This is a genomic window from Flavobacterium sp. ZT3R18 (assembly GCF_007097385.1).
Taxonomy (GTDB): domain Bacteria; phylum Bacteroidota; class Bacteroidia; order Flavobacteriales; family Flavobacteriaceae; genus Flavobacterium.
In genome coordinates, this window is sequence record NZ_VJZS01000022.1 from 58,665 (window position 1) to 81,709 (window position 23,045).

Here is a 23,045-nt window from a genome sequence, read left to right on the forward strand (position 1 = left end):
TGTTGAATTAATCGGTAAATTCATTATCATTGGTTGAAGGTTTCTTCATAATTGAAATTCCTTTTTGAAAAAACAAATTATTGGGATAGATAATCACTTCTCCCTCTTTGGATCGTAAAGTCACATGAAAAGCTCCAATGTCTTCGATTTCGCCTTCTTCAAGGAAATCTTTATCATGTATTACGATGATATCTCCAATTTTGAAAGGAAACGAAAAGAACAAAATGATTCCGGAAGTAATATTACTCAAGATAGACCATTGGGCAAACATCGCTACTCCGATTACGGTAGCTACAGACGAAAGCGTAATAAAAATGTCTTTGGCCTGAACCCCCCAAATTAAGATTAAGGTAATTAATGCCAAAATATTGATAAGGATATTGATGTATTTGATAACCAAGTTGGTTCTTCTTTCGATAATTTGACTTGTTTTGGCATACCGTCTCACTATTTTTGAAACAATGGTACGAGATAAAAAGACAACCAATAATAGCACTCCTGTACTGATTTCCTGTTTAAGATATAGATCAAAAAAGTTCATTTTTGTTTCTTATTTACAAGTTGTTTAAATAGTCAAATACTTTATCAGTAGGCATTCCCATAACATTGGCATAAGATCCCTCAATTTTTGAAACCCCTATAAAACCAATCCATTCCTGAATACCATAGGCTCCAGCTTTATCATACGGTTTGTAATTTTCTAAATAATAAAGTATGGCCTCATCGCTTAATTCATTAAAGGTAACTTTTGTTGTTTCAAAAATCAAATTGGATGTCGTATTTGTTTTAAAACATACCGAAGTAATGACTTCGTGAGTGGCATTCGATAATGATTTTAAAATTTCAAAAGCGTCTTGATGGTCTTTTGGTTTACCCAAAGCCTTATTGTTGTGCCAAACGATAGTGTCACTTGTAATCAGAATTTCGTTGGGTTGCAACTCACCTTCAAAAGCATTGGCTTTCAATTGGGCCAAAAAGTTAGTGATTTCCTCCGCTTTCAATTCGGCTGGAAAAATTTCTTCGATTTCTTTTAACCGAATTTCAAAATCCAAGTCTAAATCCTTGAAAAATTGTTGTCTCCTCGGAGATCCCGAAGCTAATATGAGTTTGTAATTCTGTAGTTTTTCTTTAAGCATGATGTTGAATGTTATAAGTGACAATCGCAATAGAAAAAAGTCCAAATAAAATCACTAGTTTTAAAATTATACTTAAGTGATGAAAATGGTTGGTCTTTTTTGCGGAAGCCATTTTTATGATAAAATAGAGTAGGGGCGCAACAACAAACAACAACGCATATAGTGTAGCGAGGTGTAAATTGTTTGCCATATAATAGGTGTTAATATAGGATATAACCAATACTAACGGTATGAAACTTATAATTAAGACCAATTTTGCTGTTCTGCTAATTCCGAGTGCAATTGGCAATGTATTCATGCCTTGATTGTAATCGCCGTTGACATCTTCTAGGTCTTTAACGATTTCTCTAATAAAGTTAATGATAAAAGCAAATACGGCATAATCAAGAAGTACGGAAAATAAATCGGCCATCAATTGTTGATTTCCTGCATTGGTAACTGGGAAAAGATCAAAAACACCAATGATAATTACGCTAAACGATAATAGTAAAGCCACAATTATATTCCCGATAAGCATCATTTGCTTCAGGCTAGTGGAATACAAATAAAGTGTGGCGGCTATCATAATAAAGATAGAGGCAAATCCCGGTTTCGCAATCACGTTGGATAAATAGAATCCAATGCCAACGCCCACAATGTTCAGTGCCAAATAGATATTATACGCTTGGGTTTCAGAAACACTTTTGCCTACAACGACTTGGTTGGGTTTGTTATCATTGTCTGTTGCCTGATCAAAAATATTATTAATCACATAACCGCCAGCTGCAATTAAAACGGTAGATAGCACCAAAAGACAATACTGCCAATCATTAAGCGCCAAAGGGATATTTTGCAATTTCAAAAAACCATATCGAAAAAGCAGTTGCATTAAAGCTAACATCAGTAGGTTTTGGTAACGTATTAGTTTGAGGTATTTCATTTTTATTGGTCAGGTTTTTAGTTTTCAGTCTCAGTCTCAGTTTTCAGTCTCAGTTTTCAGTTTTCAGTTTTCAGTCTCAGTCTCAGTTTTTGATTTTGAAAGAATATAGCTGTAAATTAATTATCTCGTAAATAGGTCATTTCATTAAGTATTAAAACTGAAAACTATTTCAGAAGTATCAGGACTGAAAACTGAAAACTGTTTAAGAAGTATCAGGACTGAAAACTGGGACTGAAAACTGAAAACTGTTTAAGAAGCATCAGGACTGAAAACTGAAAACTATTTAATCATGTTTTCCATCAAAATGAGCCATCCATTTTCCTTGTACTTTCATTACTTGCTCGATTACATCACGGGCAGCACCTTTTCCTCCGTTTTTATGAGAAATATAGGTTGAAATCGCTTTTATTTCGGGGCTTGCATCTTGTGGGCATGCAGGCAATCCTACCAATTTCATCACGTGATAGTCGGGAATATCGTCGCCCATATACAAAACCTGTTCTGGATTGATGCTGTAAACATCGGTGTATTCTTTAAAAGTTTCTACTTTATCTGGAGTACCCAAATGAATATCGGTTATTCCTAAATTGCGGAGTCTTACTCGCACGCCTTCGTTGCTTCCGCCTGAGATGATACATACATGATACCCGCTTTCAACCGCTGCTTTCATGGCATAACCATCACGAATATTCATTGTTCTTAGAATGTCTCCTTCATTGGTTACAAAAACGGAACTGTCTGTAAGTACGCCATCTACGTCAAAAATAAACGTAGTAATATCATTCATTATTTCTTTATAGCTTTTTGCCATGATTTTGTATAGATTGTGTTAGTATTTTATAAATTGTAGATTGATTTTCATTTGATAAAAAAGATTCATGAGCCGCTATAGTCGAAATATCATTGCGTTTTGCAGGTCCAGTTTGGGCATCTTCGGGAGAAAGGGTTAAGAGTTTCTCGGCAGTTTCTAGAATCAGGGGTTTCAAAATATCGAATGGAACATGGTTTTCTTGACAAATTTCATTTCCTAATTGGTACAAATAGTTGGTAAAATTATTGACAAAAACCGCCGAAACATGCAAGGCTTTTCGTTGATGTGAATCGATTTTGTAAACACTATCTGAAATAGATCGGGCTACTTTTTCTAGAATTTCATAATCGCTTTCGAGTTGAGTTTCAAGACAAAAAGGAATTACTTTAAAATCAACAGCTTTTCCTTTTGTAAAAGTTTGTAAAGGATAAAAAACGCCTTTTCTGTTTTTATCATCTAGTGAAGCCAATGGCGCACTTCCCGAAGTATGTACAACCAATCGATTTTCGAAAGGCAATTGAGAGGAAACGCTTGCTATGGCATCATCCGAAACGGCTATAATATACATATCAGCTTCTGCCAAAGTATTCCAATCATTCGTAATTTTGCTGGAATCGAGTAGTGGAGAAATTTGCTTTTGCGTTCTTGAAAAAACTTGGATGATTTCTACCGCATTACTTTTTGCGAAAGCATCAATCAAGTGTTGTGCCACATTTCCCGAACCGATAATCGTTATTTTAATCATTTTACAAAATTAACAAAAAAAAATTAAGGGTGAGTGTGAGAATAAGATAGCTATCGGGAGTGGTTGTCTTTTTTTAAAGTGTTTGCTCTGGTTTGTATTTTTTAAAGGTTTGTGCTAAAATAAATCACTATGTGTTCCTGTACGCTCCAAATAAATTTCTTTTTCGCTTTCATTTTGTTTCCAAATCAAAAGCCAGTCGGGTTTTATGTGACACTCCCAACGTCCAGAATAATTACCACTTAATTTATGAGGTTTATATGTTGTGGGAAGTTCTCCCGTACTTTCAAGTATTCCAATTACGATTTTAAATTCTTCAAAATCGTAATTTCTTCTTTTACAAAGCTTGTAAAGGTTTTGAAATAAAGCATGCAAAATTTGACGAAGTTATTTTGTTTTTTTTCAAGGCAAAAAATTTTTGAATAGCTGGGCTATTGAAATATTTTTTAACGAAGAAAAAGGGCGAAAGAACGAGGCAAATTGCAGGGTTTATTTTGAAACATTTACTTAATATCCTTCTTAATCTTTGATGTATAATTTAGCTCATACATTAAATACCCATTGCATCAAAAAAATCTTGAGAGTTTTTTACTCTGGTTAACCCCTTATCAGCATCAGTTTCTTTAAAAGTTTTTATGGTTTCCGCATTCGGAACATTTTTACTTGTCGGATATGTTTTTTCCACCTCCAATGATTTATCCGATCCAACTGGATTCTCAAGAATTTCAATCGCTTTGGAATCTCTAAAAAAATTAGGCATTACCATAAAAGCTTTTCCTGCTTTGCTACGTTCGTTTAATTTTATTATTAGCGTTGTCATAATCCAATATTTTACGCAAAGTTAGTTTTATTTTATCAAAAAGTACTATTTGAATAAATAACCCTGTCAGGGTTCAAAACCCTGACAGGGTTGCGGGGTTGGGGCAATTTTGGTTTAAATTAACAATTTCCCACTAAAACAAGTGGACAATTTTGAGTACTTTTGCGACACTTAAATAAAACGAAACTCCTTTCAAATGGATAAAAAATTATTCTCTGTCCTGTTTTCAACCCGATTAATGGCTTTGTTGTTTTTGACTTTTGCAATAGCAATGGGTGCCGGAACTTTTATAGAAAGCAAATACAATACTGATACAGCCCGAATTTTAGTGTATAATACCTGGTGGTTTGAAGCTATTATGGGATTCTTTATGATTAATTTTATTGGGAATATCAAGCGTTATCAATTGCTTAAAAAAGAAAAATGGGCTACTTTATTGCTGCATTTGGCTTTTGTATTTATAATAGGAGGAGCTTTTATCACTCGTTACATCAGTTTTGAAGGAATGATGCCTATTCGTGAAGGAGCTGCCGAAAATCAATTTTATTCTGATAAAACATTCTTGACTCTTTTTGTCGATGGAGAATACAAAGGAGAAATGAAACGTAGAGTTTTTGAAAAAGCCGTTTTATTATCGCCAGTTACCGACAATGATTTTTCTATCAAAGATAAATTTGCAGATACTCGATTTGAAGTAAAATACGAAAATTTCATCATGGGGGCCAAAGAATACATTAAACCCGATCCAAAAGGAAGTTTGTATTTTAAATTGGTGGAAGCCGGAGATGGTGGTCGTGAAGAGCATTTCTTGAAATCAGGGGAAGTTCAAAATGTTCATAATGTACTTTTTGCCTTAAATAAATTTACCGAAGGCGCTATCAATATTAATACAACGGGAAGCAGTTATACCATTCAGATGCCTTTTGAAGGAGATTTTATGCGAATGGCAGATAAATTGCAAGGCAAGGTGGTAAAAGATATTGTACAACCTTTGATGATGCGTTCATTGTATAGTATTGGAGATATTCGTTTTGTTTTTCCAGAGCCTACCGTGACTGGAGTAATTGATTATGAAACCAAAAATGATTTTAAGGAGAAAAATCATGAGGATGCTTTAGTGGTTAAAGTGATTGCCAATGGCAAAGAAGAAAAAGTTACTTTATTGGGGTCTAAAGGAAAAACAGGAGATTCTAAAACCGTTAAAATAGGCGGACTGGACTATACTTTTTTCTACGGAAGCAAAGCCTATGTTCTACCTTTCAAAATAAAACTAAACGACTTTATTGCTCAAAAATATCCTGGAACCGAAAAAAGTTATTCTTCTTTTGAAAGCCAAGTGACCGTTCAGGATTCTATAAAACCATTTGATGCAAGAATATTTATGAATAATGTTCTGGATTTCAAAGGGTATCGTTTTTTTCAATCTTCATTTGATCCAGACGAAAAAGGAACTGTATTATCAGTAAATCACGATTTTTGGGGAACTACGATTACCTATATTGGGTATTTCATGTTGTTTTTTGCCATGATCGCCATTCTGTTTACCAAACATTCCCGTTTTGCCGATGTGAAAAGAAAATTAGAAGTAGTGAAAGATAAGAAAGCAAAACTAATAACGATTTTTGTATTGTTATTTAGTTTAACCGGTTTTGCACAAGGGCATGAAGGACATAATCACTCAGCTGATGAAACCGAAGCTTCGCATAATGAAAGTCATGTAAGAGTAAAACCAACCCAAAAACAATTGGATTCGTTATTGACTGCCTTTACCGTTAATGAAAAACATGCAGCAAAATTTGGTAGATTGGTCATTCAAGACGCTGGTGGTAGAATGAAACCAATCAATACATTCTCTTCTGAATTGTTGCGAAAAGTAAGTCATTCTAATTCGTACAAAGGAATGAATTCTGACCAAGTGTTTTTGTCGATGACACAAAGTGCTCAATTGTGGATCGAAATTCCGATAATCTATATTAAGCCAGAAAACGATAGTATTCGTAAAATTATAGGAATCGATTCCAAAGATAAATATGCTCCTTTTATCGCTTTCTTTGATGAGAAAGGGAACTATAAATTATCCCCATATTTAGACGATGCTTATAAAGCTGGAAATCCGAACAATTTTGAGAAAGGTTTTATTGAAACCGATAAGAAAGTAAATTTGATGGAATCGGCCTTGAGTGGAAGTATATTAAGGATTTTCCCAATACCGAATGATCCAGGCAATAAATGGATTTCATATCTAGAATTAGAGCATGCCGGTATGAAAGGAATGGATTCTACCTATACCAAAAGTATTTTGCCCCTTTATTTTGGAACATTAGGACACGCCATTGAATCTAAAAATTATAAAACGGCCGATGATTTATTGGAAAGTATCAATGGTTTTCAGAAAAAGTTTGGTAGCAAAGTAAGACCAAGTGACGACAAAATAAATTTGGAGTTATTCTATAACAAATACGATATTCTCCCTAAACTATTTTATTGTTATTCGCTAGGTGGAATTTTAATGCTAGTTTTTACGCTATTTAATATTTTCTTTGATAAAAAGGCATTGCGAATTACTGTTAATGCGTTTCACATATTGATAGGAGTATTTTTTGGATTGCATACCATAGCATTAGGAACGCGCTGGTATATCTCAGGGCATGCACCATGGAGTAATGCGTATGAGGCTATTGTTTATGTAGCTTGGGCGACTATGTTCTTTGGTTTGGTTTTTGATAGAAAGTCAAAATTGACGGTGGCTTCGGCTGCTTTTGTAACAGCAATGATTTTTATGGCCGCCAATGCCAACTGGATTGATCCAGAAATAGCTAATTTACAACCGGTACTTAATTCCTATTGGTTAATGATACACGTTGCGGTTATTGTGGCGAGTTATGGACCATTTGCTTTGGGTATGATTTTAGGTTTTGTTTCTCTTGTTTTAATCTTTTTTACTAACGAAAAGAACAAAACCAAGATGGATTTGAATGTTAAGGAAATCACGTATATTAACGAAATGGCATTAACGGTTGGTTTGATTATGCTAACCATAGGGAACTTCCTTGGAGGGCAATGGGCCAATGAAAGTTGGGGACGTTACTGGGGATGGGATCCAAAAGAAACTTGGGCTTTAATCAGTATTATGGTGTATGCATTTGTGATTCATGCCCGATTTGTACCTTCATTGAGAGGGAAATGGACTTTTAACTTAATGAGTATGTTTGCTTTTATCTCTATTTTGTTTACGTATTATGGGGTAAACTTTCACTTAGTGGGATTGCATTCTTACGCTAGTGGCGAAGCACATTCTTTGAGCTGGATATGGTATTCACTGGGGACAATAACTTTAATTGGTGCCATTACTTATCCAAAATACAGAAAATATTATAAGAAATAGGTTTTTATTATTTCGATCTAAAAAGGTTCAACTTAGCTGTTGAACCTTTTTTTGTACAAGAATTTTAATTAAAAAATAACAATGGCTCCATCAAAATAATTTCTGATAATAGAGATAAATGCTTAATTTTATAAAAAATATAACCATGAAAAAATTAGTAGTAGCGGTCTGCGCAATGTTCTTTTTTAATATCCAAATTCAAGCACAAGTGAAACAAAACATCTATCAATTTAAAGTAGAAGACTTATCAGGGAAAACTTTTGATTTTGCCACACTAAAAGGTAAAAAAGTAATGATTGTTAATACCGCTTCAAAATGTGGATTAACTCCTCAATATAAGAATTTAGAAACTTTGTATACAGAATATTCATCCAAAGGCTTTGTGATTGTAGGCTTTCCCGCCAATAATTTTGCTTCACAAGAACCCGGAACCAATGAAGAAATTGCCTCTTTCTGTCAATTGAATTACGGCGTTACCTTTCCTATGATGGACAAGGTTTCCGTAAAAGGGGATGATATGTGTGCGGTGTACCAATTTTTGACTCAAAAATCTAAAAACGGATTACAAGACTCAGAAGTAGAATGGAATTTTCAAAAATACCTTATCAATGAAAAAGGGGAATTAGAGAAAGTAATTTCTCCAAAAACTTTGCCAACAGATCCGGAAGTGGTAAAATGGGTTAAGGGATAGTTTTTTGAAGAAGTGATCAGTGATCAGTTATTTAGTGATCAGTTAAAAAAAGAGTTTGCTAATCTAGTAAGCTCTTTTTTGTTGCTTTGAATTGAAAAAACATATTGAAGGCAGAATTTTATCGCGGATCTTTAAGTGTAGCCCAATGTCATTAAGGTTAAGGATTATATTGACCTTGGAGAGGTCAAATGTTTATAGAAATAATATTCGATTCACACAGCGACCCCAGCGGGGTCGTACATTTCTCAACATAATACAACTCCGGTGGGGTTGGTGGGGTGTTATATTTTGGTTGCTATAAAGATTGAAATCCGCTGGATTTCCCTTAACCTTAATGACATTGAGGTATAGCCCCCGGTTTCAATCGTGGGAAATATATAAGATTAAATAATAATCAGTATTTTTGATAAATGAAAAACACACTTCGAAATCATATCGAAAAGGAAATGCCTTTTTTGTTGCAAAAAAAACTGCTTCTTGCTGTAAGTGGCGGTCTGGATAGTATGGTTTTATTGCATTTATTTCAGGAATTAGAATATGATATTGCCATTGCTCATTGTAATTTTCAACTTCGGGGAGTAGAAAGCTTTGGCGATCAAAAATTCATCCAAGATTATGCTGAGGCGAATGCAGTTCCAATTTTTGTAACACAATTTGATACTGAGGCTTTCGCCAAAGATTATAAATTATCGACTCAAGTTGCGGCCAGAGAACTAAGATACAATTGGTTTTACGAGTTGCTAGAAACCGAGAATTATGATTACATACTCACAGCACATCATGCCGATGATAATCTAGAAACGTTTTTAATCAATCTTACCCGAGGAACGGGACTTGAAGGTTTGACCGGAATTCCAGAGCAAAATGATAAAATTGTTCGTCCCTTATTATTTTCTTCACGTCTTGAAATTGACAATTATGCCAAAGAACATGCCATTGAATGGAGGGAAGACAGCAGTAACGCATCGGATAAATATGTAAGAAACAAAATTAGGCATCATTTGATTCCTGTTTTGAAGGAGTTGAATCCCAATTTTATGACTTCATTTTTGAAAACCGAAAGTTATTTGCAGCAATCATTGGCTATGGTCGAGGATGCAGCTGTTATGGTGTATCAGCAAGTAGCTAGAGAGGTAGAAGATCAAATTCATTTTGATTTAAATCAATTGTTGAAATTGCCCAATTATCAATCGTATTTGTATCAATGGCTGAAAGAATTTGGTTTTACTGCTTGGAATGATATTTATGATTTGGTCGATGGTCAATCAGGGAAGCAAGTTTTTGCTGCGGATTTTCGTTTGCTGAAAGACAGGGATTCTCTGATTTTGTTCCCTATTGATCATTCAGAAATACAGGAAGAATTTCTTATTAATGAAAACCAAACAGAAGTTAAGATTCCCTTAAATGTTACGTTTTGTAAAGTAGATGACATTTCTCAAGGGTCTAATAGAACTATATTTGTTGATGCTGATCAGTTGATTTTTCCATTGGTATTGCGCAAGTGGAAAACCGGAGATGTTTTTATGCCTTTTGGGATGGACGGAAAGTCAAAGAAGGTAAGTAAACTTTTTAAAGATGAAAAATTATCATTAATAGAAAAAGAAAATACTTGGATTTTATGTTCCAACGATCAAATTGTTTGGGTGATTGGTATAAGAGCTGATAACCGATTTAGAACAGCAGATACAACGAAAAATATACTGAAAATAGTATTAGAAAATTAGAAAATAGAATAGAGAAAACAGAACATAGAAAATGAAGAAATTAATTATTTTACTCCTTACTTTTTTGGCTTTCGCCAAAGGGAATGCTCAAGTTTTAGATCCCGTAAAATGGACAACTACAATCGAAAAGAAATCGGAAACCAATTATATTTTAACTTTTAATGGTGTAATAGAAAAAGAATGGCATTTGTATTCGCAATTTACACCTGATGGAGGACCACTACCTTTGGAAATTATTTTTAAAGATCAAAAAGGAAATTTTAATTTGGTTGGCAAAGCCAAAGAAAGTAAAACCGCTACCGCTTTTAATGATATTTTTGGTGTAAACGAAACATTCTTTCACGATAAAGCCCAAATTCAACAAGAAATCACGCTTGTAAATCCAAAGACTACTTCTATTCAAGTCGAATTGAACTATCAGGTATGCAAAGAAGTGTGTATCAATCTAGAAAAGAAATTCACTTTTAAGATACCAGGAACAGAAGCGACTGCTACTACAAATACGACAGTTGCTGCTGTAAAATTGGATACAGCCAAAGTAGATACAACAAATACTTTTTCTGAGGCAACAAAGGAAAGTGTTGCGCCTGTTGAAAAAATTGCAGTTAAAAAATCGAAACCCGCTTCACAAAGAAGTTTATGGTCAATCTTTTTTGTTGCTTTCTTATTTGGATTTACAGCATTGTTAACGCCTTGTGTTTTTCCGATGATACCTATGACGGTTAGTTTTTTTACAAAGCAAAGCAAAACTAAAGCAGCTGGAATCAGGAATGCTATTATTTACGGAATTTCGATCATTGTAATTTATGTTTCACTGGGGTTTTTAGTGTCATGGATATTTGGAGCAGATGCTTTGAATTCTTTAGCAACAAACGTTTGGTTTAATTTAGGATTCTTCGTTTTATTAGTGGTTTTTGCTACCTCATTTTTAGGAGGTTTCGAAATTATGTTGCCAAATTCATGGGCGAACAAAGTAGATCAGCAAGCAGATAGAGGCGGAATTCTCGGAATACTATTTATGGCATTAGCTTTGGCGATTGTCTCATTCTCCTGTACAGGACCCATTGTAGGGGCACTTCTATTCGAAGCTGCAACCAATGGTGTTATAGGACCAATTGTAGGAATGTTTGGTTTTTCATTAGCATTGGCTTTGCCTTTTATGCTTTTTGCGATGTTTCCGGGTTGGTTAAATTCATTGCCTAAATCTGGTGGTTGGTTAAATACAGTAAAGGTGTTTCTTGGTTTTTTAGAATTAGCTTTTGCATTCAAATTTTTATCCAATGCTGATTTGGTTTTACAATTGCATTTATTAGAAAGAGAAGTGTTCTTGGTCATTTGGATAGCTATTTTTGGTGCTTTGGTATTATATTTATTCGGAAAGATTACATTACCACATGATAGTCCTTTGCAACATATTTCTGTTGGAAGATTGTATTTAGGATTAATTACTTTAGCCTTTACAGTTTATCTTATACCAGGTCTTTGGGGTGCTCCACTTAAATTAATAAGTGCATTTCCTCCTCCGATGGACTATAGTGAAAGCCCACTCGGTGTTGGTAGTTCCAGTGCAGGAAATATATCTACATCTGTTTTGCCGGAAGGAGCCAAATTTGGACCACATCAAATTGTTGTTTTTGATGATTATGACAAAGGATTGGGGTATGCTAAGATGGTAAACAAACCTATAATGCTTGATTTTACAGGACATGCTTGTGTGAATTGCAGAAAAATGGAAAACAATGTTTGGTCGGATGCGAGCATACTCCCAATTCTTAAAAATGAAGTAGTTCTTATTTCATTGTATGTAGATGATAAAAGACCATTGCCGAAAAGCGAACAATTTACCTCCAAATCTACAGGAGCCGAAATTGAAACGATAGGTGATAAATGGACCGATTTTATGATCACAAAATACAACACCAATACACAACCGTTGTATGTTTTGACTGACTTACAGGGAAATAATCTCAATGAAAAGCAACCTACCATAAGTTATGTACCCGTTGAAGAATACCAAGTTTGGTTGAAAGAGGGTATTTCAAAATTTAAAAAATAAAAGTAAAAAATCCCAATCCGTTTAAAAAGATTGGGATTTTTTATGTCTGTCTTGTCCTGAATAGAGTTTGCTAGTCAAACTCTATTTTTATGATTTCAATAATTCGATTTTCAATGTCCGGTTCAGAATCTGAATGGCCTGAATTTTCAATATAAAGTTCTGAATTGTTTAATTCTTGATGTAATGCTTCGGCAAATAGCAAAGGGCAGATGTTGTCGTTTCTACCATGAATAATTTTTACTGGAATTGATTGCAAGGAACTAATGTTGTCTATAATATAATTGTCTTCAATAAAACAATCATTGATTAGATAATGCGCTTCCATTATAGAAAGGGATTGATAGGGGAACTCATTCACAATAGACTGAATTTCGCTTTCGGTTATATTATCTTTAAAGATTGAGATTTCATAATAGGCCCATTCATACGAAAAGAAATCTTTTTCTTTATCCGTTCCATGAAGCATTTTATTCAAATAATAGGCTGCTACATTTTCTTGATTTGCCAAAGGGACGTTGTTTTTAAATCGATTCCATACCATCGGGAATTGATTTTTAACACCTCCATTAATATAGTATTCGATGGATGCTGCATTTGCAAGAAAAACACCTCTCAGTAACAAACTTTTTACTTTTTCTGGATTTTGAATTGCATAAACAAGGCTTAGTGTAGTTCCCCATGAGCCACCAAAAAGATGAACTTTCGGAATGTTTAAATGATCTAAAAGTGTATTGATGTCATTTACTAAATCCTGTGTAGTATTTTCTTCAATAGAACCAAACGGTACACTTTTTGAGGCTCCTCTTTGGTCGAAAAAAATCACTTTTTGTTTTTTAAAATCAAAAAAGCGTTTGTCTTTTTCAGAGAAACCAACTCCAGGTCCACCATGTACAAACAAGATGGATTCTCCATTCGTGTTTCCACAAACTTCATAGTAAATAGAATGGATGGTACTTACTTGTAAATGTCCTTTTTCGATAAGGTTGCTTTGTTCCAATTGAATATCTTTTTTGTTCTAAAATTAATTTTTTGAATGATATGTATCGAGAATAGATATCAAACTTCAATGAACTTATATTTTTAACTGATTACTAAAAAACTGACCACTGAAAACTATCCTTTAGCTATAACCTCCTTAACCGTAGCCTCATAATTTTTGATGCTTTTGGACTTTTTGATGTTTTTATGAACTTTATGAGGATCTGAAAATATAACCGAAAAGTATTCCCATAAATGGTGCATTTTCAGTAAGATATGAGTGGATCCAGATAATGATTCGCTATATCCTTCATAAAGGGTATCATGAAAAGCACTGAATAATTCCATTTTGTTCTTAGGGTACTCGAAAGCATTGCTTTTTATCATACTCGGCAAAAAAGGATCGGCAATTAAGCCTCTTCCGATCATCCAATGGTCAATGGACGGAAAACGTTGCTGCATTTCCTGAAATTTAGCTACCGAAGTAATGTCGCCATTGTAATATAATTTATGCTTGGTGTTGTCAATACATTGCTGAAACGCATCCAGATGTACGCCTCCTTTATAAAGTTGTTTCCCTGTGCGGGCATGTATGGCAATATTTTTAATAGGGTAGGTGTCTAAAATAGGTAAAACATCAAGAATCTCTTCAGTGGTATCATACCCCAAACGCATTTTCATAGACACAATAATGTCGGTTTCCGAGTGTGCTCTGTCAAGAATGTGATTGATTTTTTCGGTATTACGGATAAGACCTGAACCCATACCACATTTGGTAACCATAGGATATGGACAACCCAAATTCCAGTTCAATTCTTTATAACCCAGTTGCTGCACATATTTGGCTACGAATAAAAATTCATCGGCATCATTGGTTATAATTTGTGGAATAACCTCTAAGCCAATATTGTTTTCAGGAAGTAGGTCTCTTTCATAAGACGATTTTATAACCAATTTACCGTTCAAACGAATGTATGGAGAATAATAGGTATCGATCCCTCCAAAATATTTATGGATAGCATTTCGAAAACGGAAGTCAGTAAATCCTTGTAAGGGAGAAGAAAGCAATGTAAAACTCATAATAGTTGTAAAAGTGCAAAGATACAATTCTTTAAATGGTTATAGTTTTCTAGAGTAATTATGTTTTGAGGGAAGAATCTATGTAATTTTATTCAAATTATAGTTTTGATAGTTCATTTTATTAAGATTATGGCTTATGACACCTAACAGGTTTGTTTTCACCTTGTTAGGTATAAATGATTTTCAATTTTGCACGAAGCTTAATTACATTGCAATCAAGGCTAATTACTTAGGGCTATTCACTAATCACTGCATAATTTACTCCAATATCAATTGCATAAAAACAGAATTCAACCAACGATCAAATTTAAAGCCCGATTCTTTGATAATTCCAACGATTTTAAATCCAAATTTCTCATGAAAATCTACACTGCTTTGATTCTCTGCGTCGATTACGGCAATCATAGTATGAAGTTTCTGCTCTTTTGCCAATAGGATAAGTTTTTGCAACAATAGTTTTCCAATCCCTTTTCCGTGATGATCTTTATCTACATAAACAGAATGTTCTACAGTATATTTATACGCTTCTCGGAATCGAAATTCACTATACATTCCGAAACCAACGGCTTTGCCATCTAATTCAGCAACAATCACAGGGAAATGTTTGTTGATTTTTTCGTCTAATATTGCTTTTTGTTGCTCATAACTCCGAATGTTATAATCGTATAGAGCAGTTGAGTTTAGAATATTATAATTGATAATATCCAATGTGGCTTGCGTATCCTCGGTTTGGTACGGTCTTAATTTGATTTTCATCTGTAGATATTTATTGTTTTTTATCGGTCATATGCAATTCGCATATTTTCATTGGAGTATGTGGCCAATTTAAGATGATGCTCATTTCATGAAGTAATTATTTGTTGTTCAAAATTAAGAAAAATAGACTCAAATGAAAGGAAAAGCCTTGGCAACTTTGTAACTTTGCAAAACAGTTTTTAGAAGTTTGTTTGGACGGCTGTATTCTAAAATAAACAACATTAAATCTTAACCATATAAGAAATATAAGGTCATTTAAGCTAGGATGTAAAAAACAATAGCTTATATTTTGTTATATTTCTTATATGGTAAATCTTTTGACAACGGTATTTTTTATTTTCTGTTTAAAAGGAATATAAGCTGAAAATGCTGTTTATTGTAGAATTTAGCGGTTTGCACTAAACTTTTAAACTTTTAAACTTTCTAAACTTTTTAAATGACTTACCCCAAAATACCTTTAGCACAAAGCATACTTCAAATTTTTTTAGCCAAAGGAATCACTACTATTATCATCTCTCCCGGTTCAAGGAATGCGCCCCTTACGATAGGTTTTGCAAGTAATCCCGATTTTCAGTGTTACAGCATAGCCGATGAGCGTTGTGCTGCTTTTTTTGCGTTAGGAATTGCCCAACAAACCTGCAAACCCACCGTACTCGTTTGTACTTCGGGATCGGCTTTATTAAACTACTATCCCGCTTTTGCGGAAGCATTCTATAGCCAGATTCCACTGATTGTAGTTTCGGCGGATAGACCACAAAGCAAGATTGACATTGGCGATGGGCAAACCATTCGTCAAGAAAATGTATTTGCCAATCATTCCTTGTACAATGCCAATTTAGTTGAAACGGTTTCAGAAGAAAATGATCAAAAAATAAACGAAGCCATCAATACAGCCATTGATAAAAAAGGGCCTGTACATATAAACGCCCCTTTTGAAGAGCCTTTGTATGAAACGGTTTCGGAGTTAAGTGTTAAGAGTACAGTTTTCGCTTCCGCAAAAGTGCCGCAGATAATCGATACCAAAGAGTTACAGCAATACGCCAACCTTTGGAACAACGCTACCCGAAAATTGATACTTATTGGTGTAAACGAACCCAATGCAATTGCCGAAGAAACGATTGAAGCTTTTGGCAGTGACGAATCGGTTGTGGTAATGACTGAAAACACTTCGAATGTTTGTCATCCAAGCTTTATAAGTAACATTGACACCGTTATTACGCCATTTACAACAGAAGATTTTGAAGTTTTTCGTCCAGAAATCCTAATCACTTTTGGTGGAATGGTTGTTTCCAAACGTATAAAAGCGTTCCTAAGAAAATATAAACCAAAACACCATTGGCATATCGATACTTTAAGAGCATATGACACTTTTGGTTGTTTGACTCAGCATTTTGAGGTAGATCCCAATACTTTTTTCAAAGCCTTTTTACCTTTAACAACCAGAATTGAAAGTGATTATTTCTCTCAATTGAATGTGGTTAAAGCATTACGCAAAGAAAAACACGAAATCTATTTGTCTAAAATTCCTTTTTCTGATTTCAAAGTTTTTGAGCAAGTGATTGCTACTTTGCCTAAATCAAGTCAATTGCAAATCAGTAACAGTTCGGCTATTCGTTATGCCCAATTAATACCTATTGATCCATCTATCGAAGTGTATTGCAATCGAGGAACCAGTGGGATTGATGGAAGCACTTCTACAGCTATCGGTGCGGCTGTCTCGTCAAACAGACGAAATGCCAAACAGACAGTTTTTATAACAGGAGATGTCGGTTTTTTATACGATAGCAATGCATTTTGGAACAATTATATTCCGAAAAACTTCAAAATTATTTTGATCAATAATGGCGGTGGAGGAATTTTTAGAATTTTGCCCGGACATGAAGAAACGCCTGTGTTTAATACTTTTTTTGAAACTTCTCATAACCTGACAGCAGAACATTTAGCAAAAATGTACGGACTGGATTACGCTGTTGCTAAAGATGAGATGAGTCTGACCAAAGGATTGGATTTCTTGTACGCTCAAAATGACAAACCAGCTATTCTGGAAGTATTTACGCCTACATTAGATAATAATGCTATTTTATTGCAGTATTTTAAAGAGCTGGTTTAAAAAGTTTCGTAGGAACGATTCCTATTGTAGCAACGGACTTTAATCCGTTGATTTGAAGGAACGAGTCAGAATATAACATCAGATTTTAATCCGTTGAATCGAAGGAGAGACAGATGAAAATTAGGCTATAAATATTTAATAATAAAATAACGAATAAAAATCGTACATGCGTGTAATAAATTACTAAATTTGAGGTAGTTATAAGAAAACGAACCCTTAAATATATTTTTTATGAGCGCAAAAGACAAATTAATTGTAAAGTATGCAGCCGACTTGAAAGAAAAATGCGGGATTAATCCAGAAATGGATTTATTGACAAAAGTAACTATCGGATGTGGACCATCCATATTTAATCCCGATTCTTCTATTATAGCAGGAACTCAGAAAGCCGAAATAGAAACGGTGAAAAATAATTTCTTAATCAAGAAATTAGGTTTATCCGATGGTCCAGCTCTTAAGGAGGGAATTGATGCAGTATTGGAGCAATACGGGAAGTCTAATAGGAATAAATACAGAGCAGTTTTCTATTATTTATTGACTAAACATTTTGGTCGAGAAAGTGTGTACAATTAAAAGTAGTAATTCAGGTTTTCAGTCTCAGTCACAGTTTTCAGAGTTGTGTGTAAACATTGTATTTGCTTTCTTAGCAATAATTTGAGGGAAAAGCGAGTCTCTTGGGTACTGTTTTTTATTAACATCTTTTTTGGGTGGAAAACTGCGACTGCGACTGAAAACTGCGACTGAAAACTAAAAATCATAAAGGAGGACTTTTTTATTGAATTTTTTTTTTTCTAATTCCCATTTTCAAACTTCGTACCTTTGCAGCTTAAACTTAGTTGCTCGGCAACTCAGAACCTCGATAAAAATGATTGAAATAGGAAAATACAATACGCTTACTATATTGCGTGATACCAAAGTGGGTTTGTTTTTAGGAAACCCAGAAAAAGATCCAGAAGGAATACACGATATACTGTTACCCAATAAATACGTACCCAATGAATTCGAAATAGGCGAGGAGCTTATTGTTTTCGTGTATTTAGATCACGAAGAACGTCCCGTTGCTACAACACTAGAACCTTATATTTTGCTGAATGAATTTGCACTTTTACGTGTGAATTATACCAATCAAATAGGTGCTTTTATGGATTGGGGTATGGAGAAAGATATACTAGTTCCGTTCAAGGAGCAAGCGCGTCCTATGGAAAAGGGAAAACGCTATTTGGTGTATCTTTATATGGATGAAAAAACCAACCGTTTGGTTGCATCCAGTAAATTGAATCAATTTTTAAAAAATGACCACCTTACCGTTGAAAAAGGAGAAGAAGTAGAACTAATCGTTTCACATATTACCGAATTGGGGATTAATGTGATCATCAACGAACAACACAAAGGATTGTTGTACAAAGATGAGGTGTATGATGATGCGATACGTACAGGAGATCGTATGCGAGGTTATATTAAAAATATTAGACCAGACAACAAAATTGATGTGTCACTTCAAATTCAAGGATATCAAAGTATAGAGCCCAATGCTGAAATAATTCTAGATGAATTAAGAGCCAGTAGAGGTTTCTTGCGTCTAACAGATAATTCGCATCCGGAAGACATCAAAACAGTTTTGAAAATGAGCAAAAAAACTTTCAAAAAAGCCATTGGTGCTTTGTATAAAGAAAAATTAATCGAGATAAAAGAAGACGGAATTTATTTGGTTAAGGAATAAAAAAAGGTCACAGTTCTCAGTGTGGTCTGTACGCATTGTAATTTATTTTTTGGTACTCACATAGTTGAGCGCAGAACCAGGGCAAACGCTTTAAAAAAAGTTAGACACGTCCTGATAGCTATCGGGAGTGGCGAAAAATGTTAAAGGCGTTTGCCCTGAGGACAGAACCCCATTTTTTAGATTGAAAAAGGAATGCTGAGTAACTATAAAAAAGAAAGACTAATCATTTTGATTAGTCTTTCTCTCTTTATTTTTGTTTTTAACGATGTAGTATTGAACAAAAATAAAATAAATTTCCGTGCATTCTCAAAAGTATATTCAAGTACTTTAAAACACTATTCGTATATGTGATAACAATGTTACTAAAGTCTAAATTTCTTCATTAAATGGCTTGTCTATAAATAAAAGGGATCTGTTTATTTTGTAAAGAAACAATTTCACAATAAAACCATTGGTTATTTTATATATTGAAAGTTTACTTTCCTCGAAACAATTCAGTATTCTTATAAAATACAATTGTCGGACTGTAAATCTTTAGTTTACCATTAGGTGTTACTTTATAATCGATACTATTTCTGCAAATCTTTTATTCATCTGCTTGTATTTTAAAATAGTTTTAGAAATAATTATATAATTTAAAACCATAAAAACAAAAGCGACAATAATTTCAAATTTACTCAAAAAAATCATTTTTTAGGTTAATAAATCAGTGAACAACATAGGTGCTAATCGGAACTAATAATTAACATTGTTGAATGTGAAATATTTGATTAGCATGAGATAAAAGTAATAATTATTTCTATTGGGGATTGTTAAATACTAATTTATTTTTGCTTTAAATGCAAATTTTAACTATTTCAGACAGTATTGCTAAAGTATTGAAGGAAATGATTTAATAAATTGATTGTCAGTATGTTTTGAATTGGTGTTTGTTAAAATTGCATATTAAAGTTAAGTCCCCAAACAGCTTTATTAGCCCCTTTGTCAAATCCTACTGGAGTCAAATTTAATTGTATCTTTTGTTTTTCTTTATAACCAAAACTATCCAATAAAGTATTGAATGGATCCATAATAAGTAAAGAGGTGTACCCTAAAAATCGAGAATGCAATACTCTTCTATCATTTCTCACGATTCTTTTTTTAGCATAGAAAAAGCCTTCTCCTATTATCGATCCAATTACTGGAGTTATTATTAGATCTTGTTTAGATGGAATCTCTGCAAAAGCTTCTATGCCATATTCCCAGAAAAAAGTTGACATAAATGCAGAATAAAGAAACGATTCAAACATGTTAAAACCACTACTTCTGGCGGTCATATAATAAACCCCGCCAGAATAAGGGTGTGTGATATAATTTAGAACCCAATCATCATCATCCCAAACTGGGCCTGCCTTTACGTTTTGTTTCCATTTATAGGTAAGCCCATTTTCTTTCATGGCTTGTTTATCCCAATTGGTCGCGCTTTCAGGCATGGCATAGAGTACGCCAAACGCAATAACGGTAGCTCCAACATACATTCCGGTGTCAAGACCTAATCTTCTGTAATCTTTGAAAGCAGGAGGGTAAACCGCTGTATTTTGTTTTACCACTGTTGAGTCGGTAAATGTTAGAGTATTGTAAGAAAGAGAATCTTGGGGAGTTGCGTTTACATCATTTGCTGCTACCAAATTATCAAATTGTTTTGAATTGATATTTTGAAGAGAATTATTCGTCTCAAGTTGTTGAGAAAATGAAGTAAAACCAGTTAGAGTTAAAAGAACGAAGCCGAAAAATATTTTTGTTTGAATCATGTTAAGCTTAATGTTGTTAGTAAAAAGACTCCAATAAAAGAAAAGACCTTTTAAGGGAATTTTGCATTTTTATAAAACATCACGGTTCTCTTTTAGGGATTAATTAAAAAATAAAGGTAATGTACTCAATGTTGCAAAAACGGTGCAAATGTAGTGAAAAAAGGTTTAGGATTTTGGTGTCGTTTCGAAGAAATAATGGTAGGTTAACTGGAGTATAAAAATCAAGTTTTTGTATAAAAATTTAGGCTAACCCTTAGAGTTAGCCTAGTTTATTGTTCTGAAATTCATTTTGCTATTTTTGTTTAGAAAAATCTTCTATTATTGAAGTATTATCTATTCAAAGATACATTAAGAACAAGACGATCTAAAAGTACTTTCATAAATCGCTTGATTGAATTCATTTGTCTTGAAATGGTTTACTTATTCAGGTGTCATCAAAAGAGATTTTCACGTTAGAACCATTGGGTTTCATCATTTATTAAAAGAAAATTGAAAAATGTCCTTTCGCAAAACGTATAAAATTTATTTTACTGCAGGAGTTGTCAATGTGTCTTTTGTTGCAACCTCAGGTGTTACTTCATCTGTTTTAATGCTATCTGTAACGGTAACGGTACTGTCAATAACAGTCTGTTCCATTTGCTCTTCTGGAGCAGCTTCAGTGTTGTTTTTACAATTCGAGAAGAATACTACAGAAACTAGAGCGACAAAAATTACGGCTTTTTTCAAAAATAAAAAATTTAGTTAATAATTTAGTTAGGCAATCTTCTCTTAAAAATGAAACTATTTCCATGATTAAAAGACAGTTAAATTTACGAAGAACTATTGATATAATGAGTATAATTAACATTTCATTTGCTGTTATTTTACGGTTTTGTTGTTTTGAAATGGTTGCATGAAAGCTGCTGTTTTTATAGTAATGAATGCACGAAATGAGCTGCTTTTTCATGCAATATTTGATAAATTTCGTTTGGATTTTTGTCCTTTTTGGGAGCCATTTTTTTAGACTGCTAAAAGTTACAAGTCAATAGCTACAAATAGCTAAGAAATATAAAAAAATGGTTTATTTTTACACTGAAATAATTTAAAATTAAACAGAATGGATTGGATTACCGCCAAAGAATTTGAAGATATAACCTATAAAAAATGCAATGGAGTAGCTAGAATCGCCTTTAATAGACCCAATGTGCGTAATGCTTTTAGACCAAAAACGACGGCTGAATTGTATCAGGCTTTTTATGATGCGCAAGAAGATACCTCAATTGGTGTGGTTTTGCTTTCTGCCGAAGGACCTTCATCAAAGGATGGAGTGTATTCTTTTTGTAGTGGAGGGGATCAAAATGCCCGCGGTCATCAAGGTTATGTTGGTGATGATGGACAACATCGGTTGAATATTCTTGAAGTACAACGTTTAATTCGTTTTATGCCAAAAGTAGTTATCGCCGTTGTTCCGGGATGGGCTGTTGGCGGAGGACACAGTTTGCATGTAGTTTGTGATATGACATTGGCCAGTAAAGAACACGCCATTTTTAAACAAACAGATGCCGATGTAACCAGTTTTGACGGAGGATACGGATCGGCTTATCTGGCTAAAATGGTGGGACAGAAAAAAGCCCGTGAAATTTTCTTTTTGGGGCGTAATTATTCGGCTCAAGAAGCAATGGATATGGGTATGGTGAATGCGGTTATTCCACACGCTGAGTTAGAAGACACGGCGTATGAATGGGCACAAGAAATCCTTGGGAAATCGCCTATGGCTATCAAAATGCTGAAATTTGCAATGAATCTTACCGACGATGGTATGGTGGGACAACAAGTTTTTGCTGGAGAAGCGACCAGATTGGCTTATATGACTGAAGAAGCTAAAGAGGGAAGAAACGCATTCCTTGAGAAACGCAAACCGAATTTTGAAAAGAAATGGTTGCCGTAAAAAAGTTTAAAAGTTTAAAAGTTTAAAAGTTTAAAAGTTTAAAAGTTTAAAAGTTTTCAGAAAGTAGATGTATAATGATCGAGAGAATAAATTATGTTGTTTTTCTGTGTAAAACCCCGAAGGGGTGAAAAGATTATAGAAATAGAATGATGTAGTCGATAAAACCCCGAAGGGGTGAAAGGATTATAGAAATAGAATGATGTAGTTTATAAAACCCTGAAAGGGTGAAAAGATTATTGATGATATAGTTTGTAAAATCTGAAGTGCTGAGATTATTTATTGAATTCATTAATGATGGGTTTGATATGGTTTTTCTATAATCATTTCACCCCTTCGGGGTTTTGGATGGGTTTGATATGGTTTTTCTATAATCATTTCACCCCTTCGGGGTTTTGGGTGG

General features: G+C 34.0%; 20 protein-coding genes. 8 read left to right on the top strand and 12 right to left on the bottom strand.

What is annotated here, in order from left to right:
* Nucleotides 1-7: 7 nt before the first annotated feature.
* The 7 genes from FNW52_RS17540 to FNW52_RS17570 all read right to left on the bottom strand — a co-directional run bounded on the left by FNW52_RS17540 (nt 8) and on the right by FNW52_RS17570 (nt 4,428).
* Nucleotides 8-541 (bottom strand): mechanosensitive ion channel domain-containing protein, encoded by a 534-nt coding sequence (locus FNW52_RS17540; protein ID WP_143378784.1) that lies wholly within the window; start codon nt 539-541, stop codon nt 8-10.
* Nucleotides 542-554: 13 nt separating this feature from the next.
* The gene (locus FNW52_RS17545) at nt 555-1,136 is read right to left on the bottom strand and encodes a Maf-like protein (RefSeq protein ID WP_143378785.1); all 582 of its coding nucleotides are present in this window, start codon (nt 1,134-1,136) and stop codon (nt 555-557) included.
* Nucleotides 1,129-2,055: a geranylgeranylglycerol-phosphate geranylgeranyltransferase gene (locus tag FNW52_RS17550; protein WP_143378786.1), complete on the bottom strand. Its 927-nt coding sequence runs from the start codon at nt 2,053-2,055 to the stop codon at nt 1,129-1,131. The genes FNW52_RS17545 and FNW52_RS17550 overlap by 8 nt, the downstream gene beginning before the upstream one ends.
* Before the next feature lie 283 nt (nt 2,056-2,338).
* Complete coding sequence (locus tag FNW52_RS17555) at nt 2,339-2,866, bottom strand: HAD family hydrolase (protein WP_143378787.1); 528 nt, start codon at nt 2,864-2,866, stop codon at nt 2,339-2,341.
* On the bottom strand, nt 2,850-3,611 hold the full coding sequence (locus tag FNW52_RS17560; RefSeq protein ID WP_143378788.1) for a Rossmann-like and DUF2520 domain-containing protein: 762 nt from the start codon (nt 3,609-3,611) through the stop codon (nt 2,850-2,852). The genes FNW52_RS17555 and FNW52_RS17560 overlap by 17 nt, the downstream gene beginning before the upstream one ends.
* Nucleotides 3,612-3,725: 114 nt before the next feature.
* Nucleotides 3,726-3,983: a type II toxin-antitoxin system YafQ family toxin gene (locus FNW52_RS17565; protein ID WP_255515637.1), complete on the bottom strand. Its 258-nt coding sequence runs from the start codon at nt 3,981-3,983 to the stop codon at nt 3,726-3,728.
* 175 nt (nt 3,984-4,158) lie between these two features.
* Nucleotides 4,159-4,428, bottom strand: a complete 270-nt coding sequence (locus FNW52_RS17570) for a hypothetical protein (RefSeq protein ID WP_143378790.1) — start codon at nt 4,426-4,428, stop codon at nt 4,159-4,161.
* Between the two features lie 196 nt (nt 4,429-4,624).
* Between FNW52_RS17570 and ccsA the strand changes: the two genes are divergently transcribed.
* The 4 genes from ccsA to FNW52_RS17590 all read left to right on the top strand — a co-directional run bounded on the left by ccsA (nt 4,625) and on the right by FNW52_RS17590 (nt 12,284).
* Nucleotides 4,625-7,813, top strand: a complete 3,189-nt coding sequence (gene ccsA, locus FNW52_RS17575) for a cytochrome c biogenesis protein CcsA (RefSeq protein WP_143378791.1) — start codon at nt 4,625-4,627, stop codon at nt 7,811-7,813.
* Between the two features lie 145 nt (nt 7,814-7,958).
* The gene (locus tag FNW52_RS17580; protein WP_143378792.1) at nt 7,959-8,504 is read left to right on the top strand and encodes a glutathione peroxidase; all 546 of its coding nucleotides are present in this window, start codon (nt 7,959-7,961) and stop codon (nt 8,502-8,504) included.
* A 410-nt stretch (nt 8,505-8,914) separates the two neighbouring features.
* Nucleotides 8,915-10,228, top strand: a complete 1,314-nt coding sequence (tilS, locus tag FNW52_RS17585; RefSeq protein WP_143378793.1) for a tRNA lysidine(34) synthetase TilS — start codon at nt 8,915-8,917, stop codon at nt 10,226-10,228.
* Nucleotides 10,229-10,259: 31 nt separating this feature from the next.
* Nucleotides 10,260-12,284, top strand: coding sequence for a thioredoxin family protein (locus FNW52_RS17590; RefSeq protein ID WP_143378794.1), 2,025 nt, complete (start codon nt 10,260-10,262; stop codon nt 12,282-12,284).
* A gap of 70 nt (nt 12,285-12,354) precedes the next feature.
* Here the strand turns inward: FNW52_RS17590 and pip are convergent, their stop codons facing one another.
* From pip to FNW52_RS17605, 3 genes are all read right to left on the bottom strand, one after another.
* Entirely contained in the window at nt 12,355-13,281 is a 927-nt protein-coding gene (gene pip, locus FNW52_RS17595; protein ID WP_185966028.1) for a prolyl aminopeptidase, read from the bottom strand.
* Nucleotides 13,282-13,397: 116 nt separating this feature from the next.
* Nucleotides 13,398-14,342 (bottom strand): tRNA-dihydrouridine synthase, encoded by a 945-nt coding sequence (locus FNW52_RS17600; RefSeq protein WP_143378796.1) that lies wholly within the window; start codon nt 14,340-14,342, stop codon nt 13,398-13,400.
* A gap of 258 nt (nt 14,343-14,600) precedes the next feature.
* Nucleotides 14,601-15,098: a GNAT family N-acetyltransferase gene (locus tag FNW52_RS17605; RefSeq protein WP_143378797.1), complete on the bottom strand. Its 498-nt coding sequence runs from the start codon at nt 15,096-15,098 to the stop codon at nt 14,601-14,603.
* 436 nt (nt 15,099-15,534) lie between these two features.
* Here FNW52_RS17605 and menD point away from each other — a divergent pair, with 436 nt between their 5' ends.
* From menD to FNW52_RS17620, 3 genes are all read left to right on the top strand, one after another.
* Nucleotides 15,535-17,208, top strand: a complete 1,674-nt coding sequence (gene menD, locus FNW52_RS17610) for a 2-succinyl-5-enolpyruvyl-6-hydroxy-3-cyclohexene-1-carboxylic-acid synthase (RefSeq protein ID WP_143378798.1) — start codon at nt 15,535-15,537, stop codon at nt 17,206-17,208.
* A gap of 231 nt (nt 17,209-17,439) precedes the next feature.
* A complete protein-coding gene (locus FNW52_RS17615; RefSeq protein WP_143378799.1) occupies nt 17,440-17,781 on the top strand; it encodes a DUF2853 family protein in 342 nt (113 codons plus the stop codon).
* Between the two features lie 292 nt (nt 17,782-18,073).
* Entirely contained in the window at nt 18,074-18,928 is an 855-nt protein-coding gene (locus FNW52_RS17620) for a S1 RNA-binding domain-containing protein (protein ID WP_143378800.1), read from the top strand.
* 932 nt (nt 18,929-19,860) lie between these two features.
* On the opposite strand, the gene FNW52_RS17625 is transcribed toward FNW52_RS17620, so the two are convergent.
* Together FNW52_RS17625 and FNW52_RS17630 are read right to left on the bottom strand one after the other, a co-directional pair.
* Nucleotides 19,861-20,718, bottom strand: coding sequence for a DUF3943 domain-containing protein (locus FNW52_RS17625; RefSeq protein WP_143378801.1), 858 nt, complete (start codon nt 20,716-20,718; stop codon nt 19,861-19,863).
* Nucleotides 20,719-21,240: 522 nt separating this feature from the next.
* Nucleotides 21,241-21,444: a hypothetical protein gene (locus FNW52_RS17630; RefSeq protein ID WP_143378802.1), complete on the bottom strand. Its 204-nt coding sequence runs from the start codon at nt 21,442-21,444 to the stop codon at nt 21,241-21,243.
* A gap of 370 nt (nt 21,445-21,814) precedes the next feature.
* On the opposite strand from FNW52_RS17630, the gene FNW52_RS17635 reads away from it, so the two are divergent.
* The gene (locus tag FNW52_RS17635) at nt 21,815-22,645 is read left to right on the top strand and encodes a 1,4-dihydroxy-2-naphthoyl-CoA synthase (RefSeq protein WP_143378803.1); all 831 of its coding nucleotides are present in this window, start codon (nt 21,815-21,817) and stop codon (nt 22,643-22,645) included.
* Nucleotides 22,646-23,045: the final 400 nt, after the last annotated feature.

Coding starts and splice junctions, on each gene's coding strand:
- FNW52_RS17560 (WP_143378788.1), bottom strand. CDS start 3,611: ATGATTAAAATAACGATTATCGGTTCGGGAAATGTGGCACAACACTTG.
- FNW52_RS17550 (WP_143378786.1), bottom strand. CDS start 2,055: ATGAAATACCTCAAACTAATACGTTACCAAAACCTACTGATGTTAGCT.
- menD (WP_143378798.1), top strand. CDS start 15,535: ATGACTTACCCCAAAATACCTTTAGCACAAAGCATACTTCAAATTTTT.
- FNW52_RS17625 (WP_143378801.1), bottom strand. CDS start 20,718: ATGATTCAAACAAAAATATTTTTCGGCTTCGTTCTTTTAACTCTAACT.
- FNW52_RS17540 (WP_143378784.1), bottom strand. CDS start 541: ATGAACTTTTTTGATCTATATCTTAAACAGGAAATCAGTACAGGAGTG.
- FNW52_RS17590 (WP_143378794.1), top strand. CDS start 10,260: ATGAAGAAATTAATTATTTTACTCCTTACTTTTTTGGCTTTCGCCAAA.
- FNW52_RS17545 (WP_143378785.1), bottom strand. CDS start 1,136: ATGCTTAAAGAAAAACTACAGAATTACAAACTCATATTAGCTTCGGGA.
- FNW52_RS17615 (WP_143378799.1), top strand. CDS start 17,440: ATGAGCGCAAAAGACAAATTAATTGTAAAGTATGCAGCCGACTTGAAA.
- FNW52_RS17570 (WP_143378790.1), bottom strand. CDS start 4,428: ATGACAACGCTAATAATAAAATTAAACGAACGTAGCAAAGCAGGAAAA.
- ccsA (WP_143378791.1), top strand. CDS start 4,625: ATGGATAAAAAATTATTCTCTGTCCTGTTTTCAACCCGATTAATGGCT.
- FNW52_RS17605 (WP_143378797.1), bottom strand. CDS start 15,098: ATGAAAATCAAATTAAGACCGTACCAAACCGAGGATACGCAAGCCACA.
- tilS (WP_143378793.1), top strand. CDS start 8,915: ATGAAAAACACACTTCGAAATCATATCGAAAAGGAAATGCCTTTTTTG.
- FNW52_RS17635 (WP_143378803.1), top strand. CDS start 21,815: ATGGATTGGATTACCGCCAAAGAATTTGAAGATATAACCTATAAAAAA.
- FNW52_RS17580 (WP_143378792.1), top strand. CDS start 7,959: ATGAAAAAATTAGTAGTAGCGGTCTGCGCAATGTTCTTTTTTAATATC.
- FNW52_RS17600 (WP_143378796.1), bottom strand. CDS start 14,342: ATGAGTTTTACATTGCTTTCTTCTCCCTTACAAGGATTTACTGACTTC.
- FNW52_RS17555 (WP_143378787.1), bottom strand. CDS start 2,866: ATGGCAAAAAGCTATAAAGAAATAATGAATGATATTACTACGTTTATT.
- FNW52_RS17620 (WP_143378800.1), top strand. CDS start 18,074: ATGATTGAAATAGGAAAATACAATACGCTTACTATATTGCGTGATACC.